The following is a 17142-nucleotide window of genomic DNA, read 5'->3' on the forward strand; positions in this document are numbered from 1 at the left end:
AGGGCGTCAAGCACAAGATCCCGGAGAAGTACTCCTGGATGTGCGCGTTCTCCCTCATGGTCACCCTGGTGTGGCTCTACATCGAAATCCTGCGCCTGATCTCCTACTTCCGACAGTAGGAGACCTGATTGAGAGGGCGGATTCCGGAGACGGGATCCGCCCTCTTGCATATCCGCAGCGCCTTTCCGAGAGGAGTTCGGCGCAGTTTGCGTTCCGTGCTGAGTCTGTTCATCCTGCCCAACCCACATGAGCCTTGATCTGCAATGTTCCAGATCGCCCTGCAATTTCGACCATTGTAAAATGTCACATGTCTAAATAGGCTCGCCACTGTGAATACCTGCATACGACAGGAAAGTGGGGGCAGATGCGAACGCTCAAATATGCAGCGCTGGGGTTGACACTGATGTTGACCACCGGGTGCAGCACAGGTTTGCTCAATCAGAAGGCCGAAGACGGTGAGGACCTGCACTGGCGCATCGTCACACATCAAGTTCCAGGAACATCGCGATACGACAGCACGATTCCGTTGTTCGTCGAAACCGTCGCTGAGGAAACTGACGGCAAATTCATCATCGAACCTTTCGGCGGCGGAACTCTGTTCCCGATCACCGAAACATATGACAACGTTTCGACCGGCACTGTCCAAGGCGCTGCGATCTTCTCCGGGTACTGGACCAACAAGGATCCGGTGTTCAATCTCGCCAGCATCCCCGGCGACCCCCTGCAGTCCGCTGACGAACATTACCTCCGCAGCGAGGCAGTGGAGCCGATATTCGCCTCAGCGTACGAGGGGGCCGGTATCAAGTACCTCGGTGCATTCGACTATGGGCCGTCAGAGATCTTCATGACCACATCGAAGATCGAAACGCTCGGCGACTTCGCCGGTCTCAGCTTGCGCGCCACCGGCGTCGCGGGACTCTACTTCGACCAGTTGGGGGCCAATTCGATCTCCATCGCCGGTCCCGAACTGTATACGGCAATGCAACTCGGCACTGTCGACGGCGCAGAGTTCAACGACTATTTGGTCAACTCCGAAATGGGTCTCCACGAGGTGACCGATTACCTCATCGAACCCGTGCTGCACACTGGTCCGGTATCCGACAAAGACCTCATCTTCAATGAAGAAGCTTGGGACTCGCTTCCCGAGACGTACAAGGATGCGATCCGCACGGCACAGGAAGCCACGAAAAGGGCGTCCGCCGGCGACTACGCCGAATCCAACGAAGAGGCGAAGAAGATCTGGGACGATGCCGGGGTCGAAACCGTCGTTCTCCCTGATGCCGAAGCGGATGAAGCTCGACGCATTGCCTACGAATGGTTGGGCGAGTTCGCCCACGAGAACAATCGGACACTCGAATACGTGAAGAAGTACATCGCAGTGCTGCGCGAACTCGGATACGTCGAGGAAGCCGACACCATCGAAGCCGAGATGAAGAAGGCGGAGTGATTCGATGAAGAAGCTGCAGTCCATTGCCGCCGGGATCAGCGCATGGCTGATGCCTGCGCTCGTCATCGTCGTGCTCCTCAACGTCATCGCCCGGGCGCTCGCCGGACAGGCACTGAGTTGGCCGTTTGAAGTGTCGATCTTCATCTTCGGCATCTCTGCGCTGCTCGCGGGTGGACAGGTGCTCAAAGATCGCGAACATGTCGCGGTTGACATTCTTCCCCGCAAACTCGGTGTTCGGGGGCGGACCGCGCTCAAGGCGGTGGCGTTGGCGGTCATCGCCATCGTCGCAGTGGTCCTCATCATTCAGGGGTCTGTCACGGCCATCGAATCCACCAGAATCCGGGAGCGCTCCATCTTCCAGACCACATTCAATCCCGAGATCTGGTGGTTCCGGTGGATGATTCCTCTGGGAGGCCTGCTTCTGCTGCTTGAATCCCTGCGACAGCTGTTCCGCCTGCGGGAGACAGTTGCAGAGGACATGGCCATGGATTCGGAGGAAGTCCTGCCTGGGGTCCCACTGGCCGAGGACTCCGATTCAGCTGATGGGAACGATGCCAAATGACTTTCATCATCGAAATGCTGCCAGTCGGCATGTTCTTGGCTCTCTTCGTCCTCCTCGCCCTGGGCGTGCCAGTGGCATTCTCCCTGTTCGGCATCTCGATAGGGTTCTGTCTGCTGGCCTGGGGCACCAGTGGAATGCCGATCATAGTCTCGAGCGTGTTCGGTTCGATCAACAACTTCACCCTCGTCGCGATTCCTCTATTCATCCTCATGTCTGTGCTGTTGGAGAAGTCGAAGATCGTTGAAGAGCTCTTCGACGTCCTCTACCGGGTGAGCTGGAAGCTGCGGGGAGGACTGGCCATCGCCGCCATCGTCGTCGGAGCCATTCTCGGTGCGATCTCCGGAGTCGTCGCTGCCGGAGTCATCGGTCTCGGACTCATCGCACTGCCTCAGATGCTGAAGTACAAGTACAACCGAGAACTCTCATTGGGAGCGGTCATGGCAGGAGGAACCCTGGGGCAGCTCATTCCCCCGAGCCTCAACATGGTCGTCTTCGGCGCGATCACGGGTGTGTCGGTGGCCAGTCTCTTCGCCGGTGGCCTGTCTGCTGGCATTCTGCTGGCTGCTCTCTACGTGATCTTCATCGCAGCGGTCGGGATCTTCAAGCCCAGGACGTTCCCCAAACCGGTTGGTCTGGAGGCGAAGCCCGAGGTGAGTATCGGACGGGTGGTACGAGGACTCGTCCTTCCCGCCATTCTGATTGCCGTGGTCCTCGGCTCGATCCTCTCCGGTGCGGCGACTCCAACGGAAGGCGCAGTGATCGGTGTCGTCGGCACTCTGGGTCTGGCCGTGTTCTCAGGTGGCCTCAACTGGCGGATGCTCAAGGATTCGTGCTGGTCCTCGACGAAGACCACCGGCATGATCATCTGGATTCTTGCCGGCGCGGCCGCTTTCAGCGCGGTGTTCGCCGGCATCGGCGGGCTGGCTTTGGTCGGAGAGGCGGCGGAGTTGGCTCCCGGTGGCCGCTGGGGCGTACTGATCTTCGCCGTCGTGTTCCTGTTCGTGCTCGGTATGTTCCTGGAGACAATGGCTGTGATTCTGCTGTCGGCGCCTATCCTGACACCGATAATCACCGCTCAGGGATTCGACGATCTGTGGTGGGCGCTGCTGTTCATGGTGGTCTTGCAGACTGCTTACCTGACTCCACCGTTCGGCTTTGCGATCTTCTATCTCAAGAGTGTGACGGAGAAGGCCATCAGGATAGGACACATCTACCGAGCCACTTTGCCCTTCATCGGTATGCAGATTCTGTTCGTCATCCTGTGCATCGTGTTCCCAGGCATCCTCACTTGGCTGCCGGACTTGCTTGAGTAGTACAAGCGAGGAGCCACAATCCTGTGGTCGGAAAGCAGTTCGACCACGACTGAACCCAACAATCAAGAAGAGGACTTTTTCATGACGTATCAGCACACCATGCGCGGGGTCTTCGCCGTGCCGACGACTCCGTTCCGTGAGGACGGGTCTCAGAACTTAGACGAGCTTCGGCGCGGAGTCGACAATGCACTGAAGGCGGGCATCGGAGGGATACTCTGCCTCGGCGCCACCGGTGAGGCATTAGCGCTGACCGGACCGGAGCGCGAAGAGCACATCCAGACAGTCGTGGAGGCCGCTGCCGGGCGGGCCAAAGTCGTCGTCGGGTGCATGGGCTATTCGCCCACCGAGGTATCCGAGAACATCGCGAAGGCCAAGTCGCTGGGAGCTGATGCGGCGATGATCACCCCGCCCTACTATGGTGGGCTCGAGCCCGAGGCGGCTGTGGCCGCGCTCCACACGATCATGGTGAATTCCCAACTGCCCGTCATGGTCTACAACAACCCCCACTCGACCGGAACGGATCTTCTGCCTGAGCATCTTGCCAAGCTCATCGATACCGGATCATTCTGGAGTGTCAAGGAGACATCGGGCGCTGCGACCAGGATTCGAGAGCTGCGGGCGGCACTCGGCGATGACGTTGAGGTGTTCGTCGGTGCCGATGGAATTGCTCTGGAAGGCTTCACCCAGGGTGCCAGCGGCTGGGTCGCCGCATCCGCATGGCTTCTGCCGGGCCCCTGCCAGCAGCTGTGGGAGTTTGTGCGGGATGGGAATTGGAATGGTGCGGTCGAGCTGTGGAACCGGCTCGCCACACCGCTCGGCCAGATCGAGGACAATCCGGCATTCATCTCGCTGATCAAGCAGGCACTCAGCCGCCGAGGATCGGAGCAGGGCGCGGTTCGGGCACCGTTGCCCACCGCCTCGACGAAGTCCCTCGAGACGCTGCTCGCCACAATCGATGCCATGGAAAGGAGCAACGCACATGTTTGAGAACGGCAGAACGGCGCTCGAGAGCCTGCTGGACGGCGACCGAGGAGTCTTCATCGACGGTCGGCGCCTGAGCGGGCGAGGCGAATCGATCGATCTGGTGTCACCGGCGACAGGGGAGCTTCTGGGTTCGCTGTCCGAGACATCACCGGAGCAGCTGGACGAAGCAGTGGCAGCCGCGCGACGTGCGTTCTCGGCGGGTGACTGGGCAGAGGACAAGTCCTACCGCGCCGAGGTGCTCCGCCGGCTCGCCGATCTCGTAGAGCAACATGCCCAGGAGATCGCCTACCTCGACGCCGTCGAGGCCGGGAAGGTCTTCATCGGCAGCGTGGAGGAGGACGTGCCCGACGTGGTGGCCAATCTCCGTTTCCACGCAGACCTCATCTCCCGCGACGATGGTCGCTTCCTCCAGGACTCGAGCGGATGGGGATGGGTGCGTAAGGTGCCGATCGGCGTCGTCGGCGCCGTGCTCCCATGGAACTACCCGATAGCGATGCTGGGATGGAAGGTCGCGCCGGCGCTCGCAGCCGGCAACGCCGTCGTTCTCAAGCCGTCCGAGGACTCCGCCCTCAGTGCCCTGCATTTCGCTGAACTCGCAACAGAAGCAGGGATTCCTGACGGGATCCTCAATGTGCTCACGGGAACGGGGGCGAACGTCGGCCGGCTGATGGGGCTGCACCAGGACATCGACGTGCTGACGTTCACGGGTTCCGGACCAGTCGGCAAGTCGTTCCTCGAGTCGTCTGCCCGTTCGAACCTCAAAAAGGTCTCCCTCGAGCTCGGCGGTCGGGCCGGTTACATCATCGACGATGAGCACGCCACAGACTTTGCCTCGATCGCCGTCGATGTCGCAGGGGCAGCCTTCGGCACGAGCGGGCAGAACTGCACCGCCTCGTCGCGGGTGATCTTCGTCGGGGGCGAGGATCGCTTCGCGCAGTTCCGTGACGCTCTGGTGGCAGCGGCGAGCGACATCACTGTCGGCGACCCCTTGGCCGACGACACTGACATGGGGCCGGTGATCACGGCGAAGGCTCGTGATCGCGTCGTCCGTTGGGTTGACGAGGCGGTCACGAAGGGAGCTAAAGTGGTCTACGCGACTCCGCAGGTTCCGGCGCATGGCAACTGGCACCCGGTGACGATTCTGCAGAACGTGCCTTCCGACAGCGAGTTGGGAAGGGGGGAGGTATTCGGCCCTGTCACGCAGCTGGTGAGACTGTCCTCACGGGATGAAGCGGTCAGCGCAATCAATGACGAACCATACGGTCTCGCTTCCACCGTGTGGTGTGAGGACCTGGCCATGGTGAAATGGTGGGCAGACCGAGTCAGGGTCGGAACCTTGGCAATCAACGGTTACAGTGAAGGGACTGTGGCGACCCCGTTCGGGGGGATGCGCCAGTCAGGTTTCTGGGGTCGGGATAATGGCCCGGAGGCATTGGACACATACCAAGAGGCGATGTCTGTGTGGGTGGCGCAGAGCTGAACCGGAGCCGTAGAGACAGCACTGCTCTGACGGCAGATTCCGCGGAGAAGAGGGTTGAGGATGAAGGCGGACGCGGAGGACGTGCGGTATTTCCACGTCTTGGCGAACGCCGGCACCCTTGCGCGGGCAGGCCAGGAGCTGGGCGTGGACCATACGACTGTGAGTCGTCGCGTGCAACGCCTCGAACAAGCTCTGGGTATGCGTCTTTTCGCGCGGAAGCGCACGGGGTGGACCCTCAACTCGAACGGGGAGGGTCTGCTCCCGGCCGCTCGCACAGTCGCACTGGGATACGAGGTCTTCACCGAAGGTGATCCATCGCGAATCGGGCCCGAGGAATGGACCCTGCTCACGTCGGACGGGTTCGCGGCCCACGTACTGGCACCCAGATGCGGCGACCTGTTCTCAGACGGGCGAATCATCCTTCGCATCATCTCAGCGCCTTCACTGGCCAGTCGGGATGGGATCTCCTTTGACGTGGCGATCATGCGGACGCGGCCGAGTTCGTCTGCGGTGAGTTCAAAGCTCCTGGCGAAGTACGAGGTGGGCTTGTACGCCGCCGAGGAGTATCTGATCCAACATGGTCCGATCCGGAGCTTGAGCGATTTGGAGGACCATGTCCTCAGTTGGTATGCCGAGGACCCGATGGCCGCGATTCCGGAGTACGAGGCTCTTCGAGACAAGCTGCCTAGCTGCATTCAGCTGCAGTCGAACAACCTCAATGTCCACGAGCGCGCTGTGCTTGCCGGGGTCGGCCTGGCCGTGATGCCTACGTACACTGCCGACCGGAACGATTCGCTTGTCCGTGTGCTGCCAGAGGAGGTCAGCTTCCAAGGCCAATACTGGACCGTGCTCCCTTCAGCACAGCTGAGGTGGCGCACCACGACTAGCATGTTGGAATTCCTTACCGACGCCGTTCGAGACGCAGGGCTGATCGTTGCCACCCACCCGAACTGAAGCTCCTGACATCGAGGGGAAAGCGGTGGGCCTCGCGCGCGGGACGAACTGCCTGCGCAGCCATGCCAAGCATCATTCGGAGTCTATGATTGTGGCATGACTGACCTGACGGCGGACCTCGACACCGAGGTCCGCCGTCTGCGTATCCGGATCATCGGACTGACGTCGCGACAGCTCGCCGAGGCGATCGACGGTGACGCGACCGGTGAGGTGACGGAAACCGGACCTTCCCCGGAACCTGCAACTCGGCGGGAGATCATCGTCCGCGCGCTCGCTGAGTTCTCCGCCCTCGGTTCGAACGGCCGCTCCGTGCCGTCCTTGGGCGATCAGAGTCTCGCCGACCAAGTGGTCGTCCTTCTCAATCACGGCGCGCAGGTCGCGGCCGAGCTGCCGCCCGATGAACGCGATCTGCTGCTCTCACGGCTGCTGAGGGCAGCGACAGACCTGCGTCGAGCATTGGCCTGAGAATGGTCACCGCCGAACATCGATCACCCCGCAGCGCAGCAGCGGGCGTGGTCGCAACGGCGGTGTACTTCGGTTCGGCAGAGTTCATCGCCAGTGCCCTCCGCTCCTCCGGAGCACCCCTGCTCGTCCTCGGGCAGACGATCATCCCCGCCGTTCCGACACCGCTGATCAAGGCCGCGATCGCTGTGTTCGGGACCCACGACAAACTCGCGCTCGTCATCACGATCCTGATCGTCGGGGTGATGGTCGGCGGGCTCATCGGCTGGTTCAACGCGGACAGCCAGTCGTCGGCACTGGTCCTGTTCGCAGGGCTGGGACTGCTGCCGGTGGTTCTCGTTCTCATCTCCGGTGGGTCGGCGACCGACGTCCTTCCCGGCCTCGGCGGGGTCATCCTCGGGATCGGGATCTACGTCGGGCTGACCCACCTCGGCGGTGGTCGTCGGAGTGTCGGTGACGCAGGGGAGCAGCCGCCGGCGCGACCTGACCGGCGGCTCTTCCTGACACTCGCCGGCCTCTGCGCGGCCCTTGGCGTCGCCGGGGTGGCGTTGGGCAGATCGGCTGCCGTCCTGGCCCGGAGCGCGGCAGGCGCGCTGACGAACCTGGTCCTGCCTGCACCGGCCACCTCGGCGCCGGAGGTCCCGGCCGGAGCCGAACTGCGGGTGCCGGGTCTGGCCCCACTGATCACCGGCAACGACGACTTCTACCGCATCGACACCCTGCTCGTCCCGCCTGTCGTCGACGCCTCTGCCTGGTCGCTGCGCATCCACGGGATGGTCGAGCGCGAAGTGAGGATTTCGATGGCCGAACTGCTCGAGCTGCCCCTCGAAGAACATCGCGTCAGTCTCACCTGTGTCTCGAACCCGGTCGGCGGCGACCTTGTCGGCACCGCGAAGTGGCTGGGGTATCCCGTGCGTGAGCTTCTCGCCCGGGCCCGCCCGACCGCGGACGCCGACATGGTGCTGTCCCACTCCGACGACGGGTTCACGGCGTCGACGCCGCTCGAGGTGCTCAGCGACGACCGCGCCGCGCTGGTCGTCGTGGGCATGAACGACGCCTCGCTGCCCCGCGAGCACGGGTTTCCCGCCCGCCTCGTCGTGCCCGGTCTCTACGGATACGTCTCGGCGACGAAGTGGGTGACTGAACTCGAGGTGACGAGGTTCGCGGACAAGCAGGCCTACTGGACGAGGCGGGGATGGAGCAGCCACGGACCCGTGCTCGTCGCCTCCCGCATCGACGTGCCGAGAGCCGGCGCCCGGATCAGTGCCGGGGACGGTGGGGGAGTCGTGATCGCCGGAATGGCCTGGGCCCAGCACACCGGAATCGAGAAGGTGGAGGTCCGGATCGACAATGGCGACTGGCAGAGTGCTCAGCTCAGCGAAGAGCTCACCGTCGACATCTGGCGGCAATGGCGCCACGAGTTCGCAGGAGTCGGGCCCGGCACCCACACCGCGACCGTCCGAGCCACGGATCGTCGGGGCAAGGTTCAGATCTCCGCCCGGCGGCCCGCGATCCCGGGCAGCGCGACCGGACTGCACGACCGGCAGTTCAGCGTGGAGTAGAAGCAGTTCGGGGTGGGGAAGCACCCACTGCAGGGTCTGCAGCACCACTGCTGACCCTGCAGACTCTGCCGACAGGTTGTCAGGGCAACCTGACAGGGTGTCAGCCAAACTCAGACCACGTCTTCGGCCCGGGAGGACACCCTGTATCCTCACGAAAGCGAAAGTAAACGAGGACAGGGGCAGCTGACCTCTCCGATCTCATGCAAAATGAGACAACAGCACGGTCAACGCACCAATCAAGCGCATCACAACGAGGTGGTCTCCATGTTCGGCCTACCAGCCGTAACCGTCGCCGTCATCTTCGGCATACCCGCGATCTGGGTCATCTATACGGTCGTCTTCGTGTTCCTCTCCCGCCACTGGAGCGCGGAGGACATCGAGGGCGACGATTCGAGCCTGTCGGGCCCCGAGGGCACGGGACTCGTCGATCCCAGCATCCAGCCCCGCACCGAGAACGGGGGACTGGCATGAACATCGAAACCTGGTTCCTCATCATCTACTTCATCGCCATGGCCGGCATCGGGATGTGGACTCTCAAGATCGGCACCAAGAACAGCGAAGGCTTCCTGCTCGGCGGACGCAGCCTCGGCCCTGCGGTCACGGCTCTGCGCCTGCAGTCCTCGTCGATGTCGGGATACATGTTCCTCGGAGCGGGCTCGCTCGCCTACACCAAGGGCTATTTCTCCCTCTGGTACGCGATGGGCGACATCGGCGGCGGCGTCCTCAACCTGTCGATCCTCGGACGACGGATGCGCAAACTCTCCCAGATCCTCGGCTCCCTGACCTCGATCGAATACCTCGAGCACCGGTACCCGTCGAAATGGATCCGGGCGATCGCGGCCCCGATCGCGCTCTTCTGCATCTTCTTCTACGTCCTCGCCCAGTTCATCGCCGGCGGACGCGGACTTGAGATGGTCACCGGCGTGCCCTACGGCTGGGCGCTGTTCATCGCCGTCGGCGTCATCGTCTTCTACACCTTCCTCGGCGGGTACCTGGCAGTGGCCTACACCGACTTCGTGCAGGCGATCATCATGCTCATCGGCATGGTGTGGATCCTCATCGGCACCCTCCAGGCGGTGGGCGGCTGGACGGCCGGCAACCAGGCCGTGGGTGAGATCAACCCGAACCTGCTGACCATGTGGGGTCCCGACGGCTACGACTCCGTGCAATGGGGCGTCATCATCGGCGCGGTGCTCGTGTTCTCCATCGGCTACATGGGCTGGCCGCACGTCAACGTCAGTCACATGGCGATGAAGAAGCCCTCCGTCGCCCGTGCCGCGAGCATGTACGCCACCGGCTTCAACCTGCTCTTCATCCCGGCGCCCTACATCGTCGGCATCATGGCGCTGGTCATCCTGCCGACCCTGGACAACCCCGAACTCGCCGTCTTCGCCGTCGCCGACACGGTGCTGCCCGACTTCGCCGTCGGCATCGTCATGGCCGGCATCATGGCCGCGATCATGTCCACCGCCGACGCGCTGCTGCTCCAGTCGGGCACGATCGCCAGCCAGGACCTGATGCAGAGGTTCTTCTTCAGGAATCTCTCCGACCGGCAGTCGGTGTGGGTCTCCCGGATCACCGTGCTCCTCCTCGCCGCGATCGGCTACCTCGTCGCCGTCAACGATCCTCCGGCCGTCGCCGAGGTGGTCATCTTCTCCACGACCGTGCTCGGAGCCGCCTTCGTCCCCGTCTACATCGCCGCCGCCTGGTGGAAGAAGGCGAACGTTCCCGGGGCCATCGCTTCGATGCTGCTCGGCACCGTGTCCTCCGTCGTCTGGCAGCTCGCCGGTCTCGTCGACGTCACCGGTGTCGACCCGATGGGCATTGGCATCGTCTGCTCGACCGTGGGCATCATCGTCGTCTCTCTGGCCACCCAGAAATCGCATCCGGTGCCCGAGCACGTAGTCGCCGCCCTGACCGAGACCGACAAGATCGGGCCCATCCCGGCCCACATGCTCACCGGCCAGAACGACGCCCTGGCCGCGCAGGTCCCGAAGAATGCGTGATTCGCTCGGCGCCGGTGGTGAGCCCGCCGGTGCCGGCCGGGAGCCCGCCGGTGCCGAGCGTGAGTCCGACGACTTCGGTGGGCTCACGGCTCTCCGGATGGCCCCGAACATCACCGCCGCCGAGGCGACTGCGGTGTTCCGCCGCAAGCTCCCCGGAGCTCACGTCGACGTCCACGAGGTGCTCCACCCGTTCTGGTGGACCGTGCTCGCCGTGGAGACACGGGGAATCTTCGGCCGCCGACGGGCGAAGGGCAGCGGGCAGAGGATCAACGTCCTCGTCAACGCGCAGTCAGGCAAAGGGTTCCTGGCCGACTTCGAGCCGCGCGGGACGAACGTCGATGCAGTCCAGTGGCGGCAGTCGCTCGACTCCCAGTCCCGGCCGAGCCCGGTCCTCGATCCCGCCGACGTGACACGTGCAGCGCGATCGCTCGTCAGGGCGAAGGTTCTGAAGACGGTGAAGCTGGGGATGGGAATTTCGATCGCCGAGGTGGCTGGCCCACGCGGCGTCCTCAAACCCAATTGGCTCGTCTCCGGGGCCAACGCCAAGTACTCGGCGACGATCCTCGTCGACGGGCTCGACTCCTCCCACTACATCGTCCGGGTCGAAAAGACCAGCGCAGACTGACTCGTCGGACATCGTGGCCTGAGCTGGAGATACGCCCCGCACCATGCTTACGGAATGATACGGGACATACGAAAGATACGGGAAATACGGTAGGATACGAGTCATGGTTGCGACAGCGACCGGCACCGACACCTGGGAGTCACTATGAATCTCGAGATCCCGCCGCCGACACCCAAGGATCGGCTGTCGCCGTTTCGGCCCGGATTCGGCTCGACTCCGCCGGTGATGGTCGGTCGGCAACCCGAAGTCACCTCCTTCGCCCGAGCACTCGACGGCACCGGGAGCACCGGCCGAACGGTCTTCGTGACAGGACAGCGCGGAGTGGGTAAGACGGTCCTGCTCAACATCTTCCAGGAAGTCGCCGACACCAGGCAGTGGTTCACGATTCGAGAGCAGGCTTCGGTTGGGTTCGTCGACCGACTCGCCCACGCGCGCCTGCCCGAGGTCCTCGAATCCCACGACGCCCATGAGAGTTCGAAGTCGAAGGTCGTCGGCCTCACCCTGCCCATGAGCGCCGGCGGCCTCACCGTCCGCTCCGAGACGACGAGTGCCCTGGTGCCGGACCTGCGCTCGCATCTGATGAAGGTCCTCGATCTGCTCGACTCCCATGAGACGGGCCTGCTCATCGCGCTCGACGAAGTGCACCGTTCGAATCTCGACGAGTTCAGGCAGATGACCGACGCGCTGGCCTATGCGATGTCGCAGGAGGCGCCGTTGGCATTCGTGGCCGCAGGGCTTCCCGCCAGCATCGACAACATCGTCAACGACGACGTCTCGACCTTCCTCAGGCGAGCCGAACGCATCAACCTCGGCAGCCTCTCTGCAGCGGAGACGAGTGAAGCCCTGAAGACACCGGTGGAGCAGGCAGGGAAGGCGTTCGCCGCCGACGCGGTGGAGTTCGGCGTCGAACTCTCCCAGGGGTATCCCTACCTCGTTCAGATCGTCGGAGATCTGTCATGGAATGAAGCGATCGACTCGGATGAGATCACGAAGGCGCACGTGGCAGAGATCGAGCAGGAAGCCAGACTGGTCCTGGGACGGCAGATCCACGAGCCGACCCTGGCCGCCCTCAGCCAGGGAGCACGCCGCTACCTCAAGGCGATGACACTCGACGATGGGGTTTCGAGCACGGGGGAGATCGCCGACCGGCTGGGAATCAAGAAGCAGACCGCGAACGACTATCGACGCCAGCTCATCGCCCACGGAGTCGTCGAGGTGCCGAGCTTCGGCCACCTCCGGATGGTGATCCCGTATCTGCGTGAGCATCTGCTCGAGCGCGACGATGAAATGCAGTGAGCCCGAGGCTCAGCCCCAGTTCTTGGCGTCGGTGATACAGAACGGGTGACCGGCTGGGTCGAGGAGCACGACCCAGGTGTCTCCTGGCTGCGGGTCGGCCCGGATTGCTCCGAGCTCCACGCAGCGCGCTGCGGCAGCCTCGATGTCGTCGGCGGCCAGGTCGAAATGGAACTGCTTGTGCCCGTCGTCGGGCCACTGCGGTTTCCGGTAGTCGGCGCTGGTGCCGATGCCCAGAGCGTGCGTGGGGCCGGCCAGCATCGCGTAGTTCTCATCGGAGTACGTCACCGGCCAGCCGAGAACCTGTGACCAGAACTCTCCCAGCGCTGCGGCATCCGGGGCGTCGAGGGTGACCATCGCGAGGCGCGCGACCGGAGGGCTCGCCGCGGCCGGTTCATCGGTGGACGGGGCATTGTTCATCTGTGTGTCAGTCATGTCAGACAGTCTGGACTCGATCGCGAGGTGGAGATAGGAAATTTCCGTCACCGGTGGACTGATGCGCTGCTCGGAAGCGTGAGGGGCTGATCCCGTAGCGGGCGACGAAGGTTTGCCGCAGAGTCTCGGCAGACGCGAAGCCGCAGGCGCGGGCGACGGCAGTGAGCGGTTCGGCCGAATCGGTGAGAAGGCGGGTGACGGCGTCGAGCCGAGCGAGACGGACGAACCGGGCCGGACTGAGACCGATGTGCTCCAGGCACAGCCGGCTCAGCTGCCGTTCGCTCACCCCGAGTGCTGTGGCCAGGGGCGCCCCCGACAGATCCTCCCCGAGGTGGGTGACCACATGGTCGATCATCCGGCGCACGGTGCGATTCTCCGGACTCGGAAGGCGCAGGTACATGCTCATCTGAGCCTGATTCGCGGGTCGCTGCAGATACGTGACCAGACCCAGAGCGACCTCACGGGCCACCCGGGCGCCGTGATCCTCCTCGATGAACGCCAGAGTGAGGTCGAGGGCGGCCGTGACTCCTCCGGAGGTCGCGACCGGGCCGTCGCGGACATAGACCGGCGCTGCGTCGACCCGGACCGCGGGGAAGCGGCGGGCGAGCTCGTCGGCGTAGAACCAATGGGTCGTCGCCCGGCGACCGTCGAGGAGACCGGCGGCGGCGAGGACGGTGGCGCCTGTGCACACGGAAGCGACTCGCCGGGACCGCGGGGCCAGACGCCGCAGGTGCGCGACGAGGCGGTCGTCGGCGGCAGCTTCCACGTAGCCCAGCCCGCCTGACACGATGAGCGTGTCGACGGCTCCGGTGATCGAGTCGAGCCGCGACTGCGCTCGGATCTCGAGGCCGGTGTCGCAGCGAATCGGGCGCCCGATGGGACTGGCCAGAGTCACCTCGTAGGGCGGAGAGATGCCGCGGCGATTGGCGTGGTCGAATCCGCTCGTCACGCACGCGACGTCGAGAAGTTCCACTCCGTCGTAACCGACGACGACCACCGAGCGACCAGGCATGGCACCAGTATGACGGCGCAACCATGCCATGACGCCATGATTCCCAGAATTCCGGACAAACTCGCAATCACCTCCTTCCCCGATCGGGGAAGGAGGTCGACAGTGGAGACCATGACAACGACGACACGCTCTCTCCTCCACACCCCGATCGCTCAGTTCCTCCTGCACTACCTCGAGATGGTCATCGCCATGCTGGCGGGCATGATGATCCTCGGTCCTGTGGAATCATTCCTGTTCGACCCTCTCGGTTGGGCGGGGCTCCGGGCGATACCTGAGCTCGACGTGCTCATCATGGCGACCAATATGACCATACCGATGGTCGGGCTCATGATCCTGCACCGGCACGGCGCAGCGGCCACGGCGGCGATGGCTGCCGCGATGTATCTGCCGTTCCTCGTCCTGTTCCCCTTCGACTGGATGGGGCTGATGTCCTACGGCACTGTGCTGGCCCTCGGCCACGTGCTGATGTTCGTGGCCATGTTCGCAGCCATGTGGATGTATCGCCACGAGTACATCCACGCCGGCCGGCACTCGCCGCGACTCGATGCACAGACGGCAGAGGAGGCGGCACAATGAGCAGGATCGTGCTCTACATGTGGATGTCCCTCGACGGGTTCATCACCGGACCTGACGACGGACCCGGACTGGGACTCGGCAGAGGGGGCGAGCGCCTGCACCAGGCCCTGGCGCTCGACGACGGGGCGGATCCGACATCGATTCGCGCTGCGGACGAGGTCAGCGCCCAGGTGCTTGCCGAGGCGATGGACACCGGGGCGGTTCTCACCGGCCGGCGCACCTTCGATCACGGCGGCCGGTGGAACGGCGACCACCATGACGGTGTCCCGATCTTCGTGCTCACACGATCGACACCTGCGGAGCCGGCGCCCGGCCATGCGCGGTGGGTCACCGATGTCCGCGAGGCGGCGGCGCTGGCGAGGAACGCGGCAGGGGATCGGGACGTCCTGCTTCACGGGGCGGAGGCGGCTCGGGCATTCCTCGCAGCCGGAGAGCTCGACGAGCTGTCCCTGCAGATCGTTCCGGTGCTGCTCGGGCAGGGCCGGAGGTTGTTCGACGGCATGCCTCCCGAGCACGTCGAACTCGAATTGGTCCGGGTGCTCGAGCATCCCGAGGTGCTGCACACGCGTTACCGGGTGCGGAAGGCTGACGCCCGAGAGGTGCCGCTGTGACCGACAATGCCGAAGTCAGCGCCCTACCGATCGTCGACAGGGACGTGTTGCTCGCGGAGCGCACGATCGCGCCGACCGAGCAGTGAGAGGAACTCCCATGCGAAAGATCATCAACTCCACCTATGTCACCCTTGACGGAATCATCCAGAATCCGCAGAACTGGCCGTCGCTGGGAAGCTTCGACGAGGCAGGGTACGCGGTCCAGAACGAACTCTTGGAGCACTGCGACGCCATCTTGATGGGGCGCCTGAACCCCCGATGACCTGCTCTATCGCTCGGGTTCAGCCGGGTCGTTCGAGCTGACCGACACGACATCGCTGCCTAACGGGGTCATCATTCTCCGGTACTCGGCGACGGGACACGATGGCACCGCGGAGGATGACTGAGTTCGGTCGGCTCCATGTCCGTGGTCTCTGACATGCTGGTTCCATGGACGATGCCGTCGACAGGAGCAAATCACCGCCGGATCACATGTACGGTCGCGTGCTGCGCCCGCACGAGATGCTCACCCGCACCCGCTATGCGGCAGCAGAACCCGCGGAGGAGCTGAGCCCCTGGGTGCTCCGCTACTGGTCGGTGGCCTGGGATCTGGCCGCAGGGGAGCAGTACCAGCAGACGACCCTGTCCGAGCCGAGCATCCATCTCACGGTCGAGCGCGGCGACCTGCGTCGAGCCAACACCAGCGGTGCCGGAATCTGGCTCACCGGACCGGTCACCGAGGAGCGCTTCGACGTCACCATCTTCGGCGCGGGCGGCGTCATCGGAGTGAACTTCCGCCTCGGCGGGACGCTCGCCTTCTCCGCACGGCGGCCCGCCGAGATCCGCGACACGACGATCCCCGCCGCCGCCTGGTTCCCCACATCCGATGACCTGGCCGGCCTGGACGATCTCACCACCGCCGCCGAGGCGCTCGACCGGTGGCTGCTGGCGTACGAGCCGGAGATGACCGAAAGCTACTGCCGGTTCCGGCGCACCCTCGAGGTGATGGAGGATCCGGAGGTGGCCCACCTCGGCGAGCTGGCGCAGCGGACCGGGATGGGTGAGCGAACGCTGCAGAGGATGTTTCAGGAGCACTGCGGAGTCGGCGTCAAACGACTCCTCGTGCGGGCCCGGGTGAGGGACGCCGTCGCGGCCCTCGACCGCGGGTGGGACGGAACATTGGCCGAACTCGGGGTGAGCCTCGGCTGGTTCGACCAGTCGCACTTCATCAATGACTTCCGCCGGGTCACCGGGTACCGGCCGGGGGAGTACGTCAGCAGGGGAGAGTGAGACGCGGCAGGCCAACCTGCGATCGTCTCAGTAGGAGTACATCAGCCGGGGAGAGTGAGACGCCTACGCCGGTGGCGCTCCCAAGCCCGCGGCCGCCGCACGCATCGCGGACTCCGCCGCGGCGACGTTGATGAGACTGTTGCCGCCGACGATGTGCAGACCGTACGCGTCCTCGAGTGCGACGAGATTCATCGCCAGCTGTTCGAGCGGGATCGTCGGGGTGAACGCCCCTGCCGCGACTCCCGATTCGAGTACTTCGCGGTAGATCCGCAGCTGCCGGGTGTAGAGGTTCTCGACCAACTCGTCATGGATCTGCGACGTGCCGGCGAGGACGTCGAACTCGTAGAGCAGACGCATGAGGGCATCGTCAGGACCGCTCGGCAGCCCCTCCCGGATCGCGGCCCGCAGCTGCTCGCGCGGATCCGCGAGGGCGGCGATCACCTCGTCGCGGCGGTCGCAGAACCGGGCCACACCCGCGCGGTGCGTCTCGACGAGCAGATCGTCGAGGTCGTCGTAGTAGTAGAGGATCGCGCCCCTGGTCAGCCCGGCTC

Annotated in this window: 20 protein-coding genes; 17 read left to right on the plus strand and 3 right to left on the minus strand. The window is 64.2% G+C overall.

What is annotated here, in order from left to right; genetic code table 11:
- From RIT73_RS16810 to RIT73_RS16870, 13 genes are all read left to right on the plus strand, one after another.
- A partial coding sequence (locus RIT73_RS16810) for a Bax inhibitor-1/YccA family protein (RefSeq protein ID WP_309133272.1) occupies positions 1–119 on the plus strand: 119 nt, incomplete at its 5' end.
- Positions 120–403: 284 nt separating this feature from the next.
- Positions 404–1447, plus strand: a complete 1044-nt coding sequence (gene dctP, locus RIT73_RS16815) for a TRAP transporter substrate-binding protein DctP (protein WP_309133273.1) — start codon at positions 404–406, stop codon at positions 1445–1447.
- Positions 1448–1451: 4 nt separating this feature from the next.
- Positions 1452–2009 carry a TRAP transporter small permease gene (locus RIT73_RS16820; protein WP_309133254.1) on the plus strand — a complete coding sequence of 186 codons (558 nt, stop codon included), beginning with the start codon at positions 1452–1454 and terminating at the stop codon, positions 2007–2009.
- A complete protein-coding gene (locus RIT73_RS16825) occupies positions 2006–3322 on the plus strand; it encodes a TRAP transporter large permease subunit (RefSeq protein ID WP_309133255.1) in 1317 nt (438 codons plus the stop codon). Before RIT73_RS16820 ends, RIT73_RS16825 begins: the two co-directional genes overlap by 4 nt.
- An 81-nt stretch (positions 3323–3403) precedes the next feature.
- A complete protein-coding gene (locus tag RIT73_RS16830) occupies positions 3404–4309 on the plus strand; it encodes a dihydrodipicolinate synthase family protein (RefSeq protein WP_309133256.1) in 906 nt (301 codons plus the stop codon).
- Positions 4302–5786, plus strand: coding sequence for an aldehyde dehydrogenase family protein (locus RIT73_RS16835; protein ID WP_309133257.1), 1485 nt, complete (start codon positions 4302–4304; stop codon positions 5784–5786). Before RIT73_RS16830 ends, RIT73_RS16835 begins: the two co-directional genes overlap by 8 nt.
- A 60-nt stretch (positions 5787–5846) precedes the next feature.
- Positions 5847–6740 carry a LysR family transcriptional regulator gene (locus RIT73_RS16840; RefSeq protein ID WP_309133258.1) on the plus strand — a complete coding sequence of 298 codons (894 nt, stop codon included), beginning with the start codon at positions 5847–5849 and terminating at the stop codon, positions 6738–6740.
- Between the two features lie 96 nt (positions 6741–6836).
- Positions 6837–7205 carry a hypothetical protein gene (locus tag RIT73_RS16845; protein ID WP_309133259.1) on the plus strand — a complete coding sequence of 123 codons (369 nt, stop codon included), beginning with the start codon at positions 6837–6839 and terminating at the stop codon, positions 7203–7205.
- 2 nt (positions 7206–7207) lie between these two features.
- Positions 7208–8764, plus strand: a complete 1557-nt coding sequence (locus RIT73_RS16850) for a molybdopterin-dependent oxidoreductase (RefSeq protein ID WP_309133260.1) — start codon at positions 7208–7210, stop codon at positions 8762–8764.
- Between the two features lie 264 nt (positions 8765–9028).
- Positions 9029–9235 (plus strand): hypothetical protein, encoded by a 207-nt coding sequence (locus tag RIT73_RS16855; protein WP_309133261.1) that lies wholly within the window; start codon positions 9029–9031, stop codon positions 9233–9235.
- Positions 9232–10770 (plus strand): sodium/proline symporter, encoded by a 1539-nt coding sequence (locus RIT73_RS16860; RefSeq protein WP_309133262.1) that lies wholly within the window; start codon positions 9232–9234, stop codon positions 10768–10770. The genes RIT73_RS16855 and RIT73_RS16860 overlap by 4 nt, the downstream gene beginning before the upstream one ends.
- Positions 10763–11395 carry a hypothetical protein gene (locus tag RIT73_RS16865; protein WP_309133263.1) on the plus strand — a complete coding sequence of 211 codons (633 nt, stop codon included), beginning with the start codon at positions 10763–10765 and terminating at the stop codon, positions 11393–11395. The genes RIT73_RS16860 and RIT73_RS16865 overlap by 8 nt, the downstream gene beginning before the upstream one ends.
- Before the next feature lie 144 nt (positions 11396–11539).
- Positions 11540–12691: an AAA family ATPase gene (locus RIT73_RS16870; protein ID WP_309133264.1), complete on the plus strand. Its 1152-nt coding sequence runs from the start codon at positions 11540–11542 to the stop codon at positions 12689–12691.
- Between the two features lie 9 nt (positions 12692–12700).
- Here the strand turns inward: RIT73_RS16870 and RIT73_RS16875 are convergent, their stop codons facing one another.
- Together RIT73_RS16875 and RIT73_RS16880 are read right to left on the minus strand one after the other, a co-directional pair.
- Positions 12701–13123, minus strand: a complete 423-nt coding sequence (locus RIT73_RS16875) for a VOC family protein (protein WP_309133265.1) — start codon at positions 13121–13123, stop codon at positions 12701–12703.
- Position 13124: 1 nt separating this feature from the next.
- Positions 13125–14135, minus strand: a complete 1011-nt coding sequence (locus tag RIT73_RS16880) for a DJ-1/PfpI family protein (RefSeq protein WP_309133266.1) — start codon at positions 14133–14135, stop codon at positions 13125–13127.
- A gap of 111 nt (positions 14136–14246) precedes the next feature.
- On the opposite strand from RIT73_RS16880, the gene RIT73_RS16885 reads away from it, so the two are divergent.
- From RIT73_RS16885 to RIT73_RS16900, 4 genes are all read left to right on the plus strand, one after another.
- Positions 14247–14711, plus strand: a complete 465-nt coding sequence (locus RIT73_RS16885; RefSeq protein WP_375295025.1) for a hypothetical protein — start codon at positions 14247–14249, stop codon at positions 14709–14711.
- Positions 14708–15322 (plus strand): dihydrofolate reductase family protein, encoded by a 615-nt coding sequence (locus RIT73_RS16890; RefSeq protein WP_309133268.1) that lies wholly within the window; start codon positions 14708–14710, stop codon positions 15320–15322. Before RIT73_RS16885 ends, RIT73_RS16890 begins: the two co-directional genes overlap by 4 nt.
- A 97-nt stretch (positions 15323–15419) precedes the next feature.
- Positions 15420–15584 (plus strand): hypothetical protein, encoded by a 165-nt coding sequence (locus RIT73_RS16895; RefSeq protein ID WP_309133269.1) that lies wholly within the window; start codon positions 15420–15422, stop codon positions 15582–15584.
- Between the two features lie 167 nt (positions 15585–15751).
- Positions 15752–16591, plus strand: a complete 840-nt coding sequence (locus RIT73_RS16900) for a helix-turn-helix domain-containing protein (RefSeq protein ID WP_309133270.1) — start codon at positions 15752–15754, stop codon at positions 16589–16591.
- Positions 16592–16654: 63 nt separating this feature from the next.
- Here RIT73_RS16900 and RIT73_RS16905 read toward each other — a convergent pair.
- A partial coding sequence (locus RIT73_RS16905) for a TetR family transcriptional regulator C-terminal domain-containing protein (protein WP_309133271.1) occupies positions 16655–17142 on the minus strand: 488 nt, incomplete at its 5' end.

Origin of the sequence: Brevibacterium sp. (assembly GCF_031179145.1) — a bacterium.
GTDB lineage: Bacteria > Actinomycetota > Actinomycetes > Actinomycetales > Brevibacteriaceae > Brevibacterium.

Excerpts from the sequence above, each read along its gene's own strand:
- dctP (WP_309133273.1), top strand. The coding sequence starts at position 404 with ATGTTGACCACCGGGTGCAGCACAGGTTTGCTCAATCAGAAGGCCGAA.
- RIT73_RS16820 (WP_309133254.1), top strand. The coding sequence starts at position 1,452 with ATGAAGAAGCTGCAGTCCATTGCCGCCGGGATCAGCGCATGGCTGATG.
- RIT73_RS16825 (WP_309133255.1), top strand. The coding sequence starts at position 2,006 with ATGACTTTCATCATCGAAATGCTGCCAGTCGGCATGTTCTTGGCTCTC.
- RIT73_RS16830 (WP_309133256.1), top strand. The coding sequence starts at position 3,404 with ATGACGTATCAGCACACCATGCGCGGGGTCTTCGCCGTGCCGACGACT.
- RIT73_RS16835 (WP_309133257.1), top strand. The coding sequence starts at position 4,302 with ATGTTTGAGAACGGCAGAACGGCGCTCGAGAGCCTGCTGGACGGCGAC.
- RIT73_RS16840 (WP_309133258.1), top strand. The coding sequence starts at position 5,847 with ATGAAGGCGGACGCGGAGGACGTGCGGTATTTCCACGTCTTGGCGAAC.
- RIT73_RS16845 (WP_309133259.1), top strand. The coding sequence starts at position 6,837 with ATGACTGACCTGACGGCGGACCTCGACACCGAGGTCCGCCGTCTGCGT.
- RIT73_RS16850 (WP_309133260.1), top strand. The coding sequence starts at position 7,208 with ATGGTCACCGCCGAACATCGATCACCCCGCAGCGCAGCAGCGGGCGTG.
- RIT73_RS16855 (WP_309133261.1), top strand. The coding sequence starts at position 9,029 with ATGTTCGGCCTACCAGCCGTAACCGTCGCCGTCATCTTCGGCATACCC.
- RIT73_RS16860 (WP_309133262.1), top strand. The coding sequence starts at position 9,232 with ATGAACATCGAAACCTGGTTCCTCATCATCTACTTCATCGCCATGGCC.
- RIT73_RS16865 (WP_309133263.1), top strand. The coding sequence starts at position 10,763 with ATGCGTGATTCGCTCGGCGCCGGTGGTGAGCCCGCCGGTGCCGGCCGG.
- RIT73_RS16870 (WP_309133264.1), top strand. The coding sequence starts at position 11,540 with ATGAATCTCGAGATCCCGCCGCCGACACCCAAGGATCGGCTGTCGCCG.
- RIT73_RS16875 (WP_309133265.1), bottom strand. The coding sequence starts at position 13,123 with ATGACTGACACACAGATGAACAATGCCCCGTCCACCGATGAACCGGCC.
- RIT73_RS16880 (WP_309133266.1), bottom strand. The coding sequence starts at position 14,135 with ATGCCTGGTCGCTCGGTGGTCGTCGTCGGTTACGACGGAGTGGAACTT.
- RIT73_RS16885 (WP_375295025.1), top strand. The coding sequence starts at position 14,247 with ATGACAACGACGACACGCTCTCTCCTCCACACCCCGATCGCTCAGTTC.
- RIT73_RS16890 (WP_309133268.1), top strand. The coding sequence starts at position 14,708 with ATGAGCAGGATCGTGCTCTACATGTGGATGTCCCTCGACGGGTTCATC.
- RIT73_RS16895 (WP_309133269.1), top strand. The coding sequence starts at position 15,420 with ATGCGAAAGATCATCAACTCCACCTATGTCACCCTTGACGGAATCATC.
- RIT73_RS16900 (WP_309133270.1), top strand. The coding sequence starts at position 15,752 with ATGGACGATGCCGTCGACAGGAGCAAATCACCGCCGGATCACATGTAC.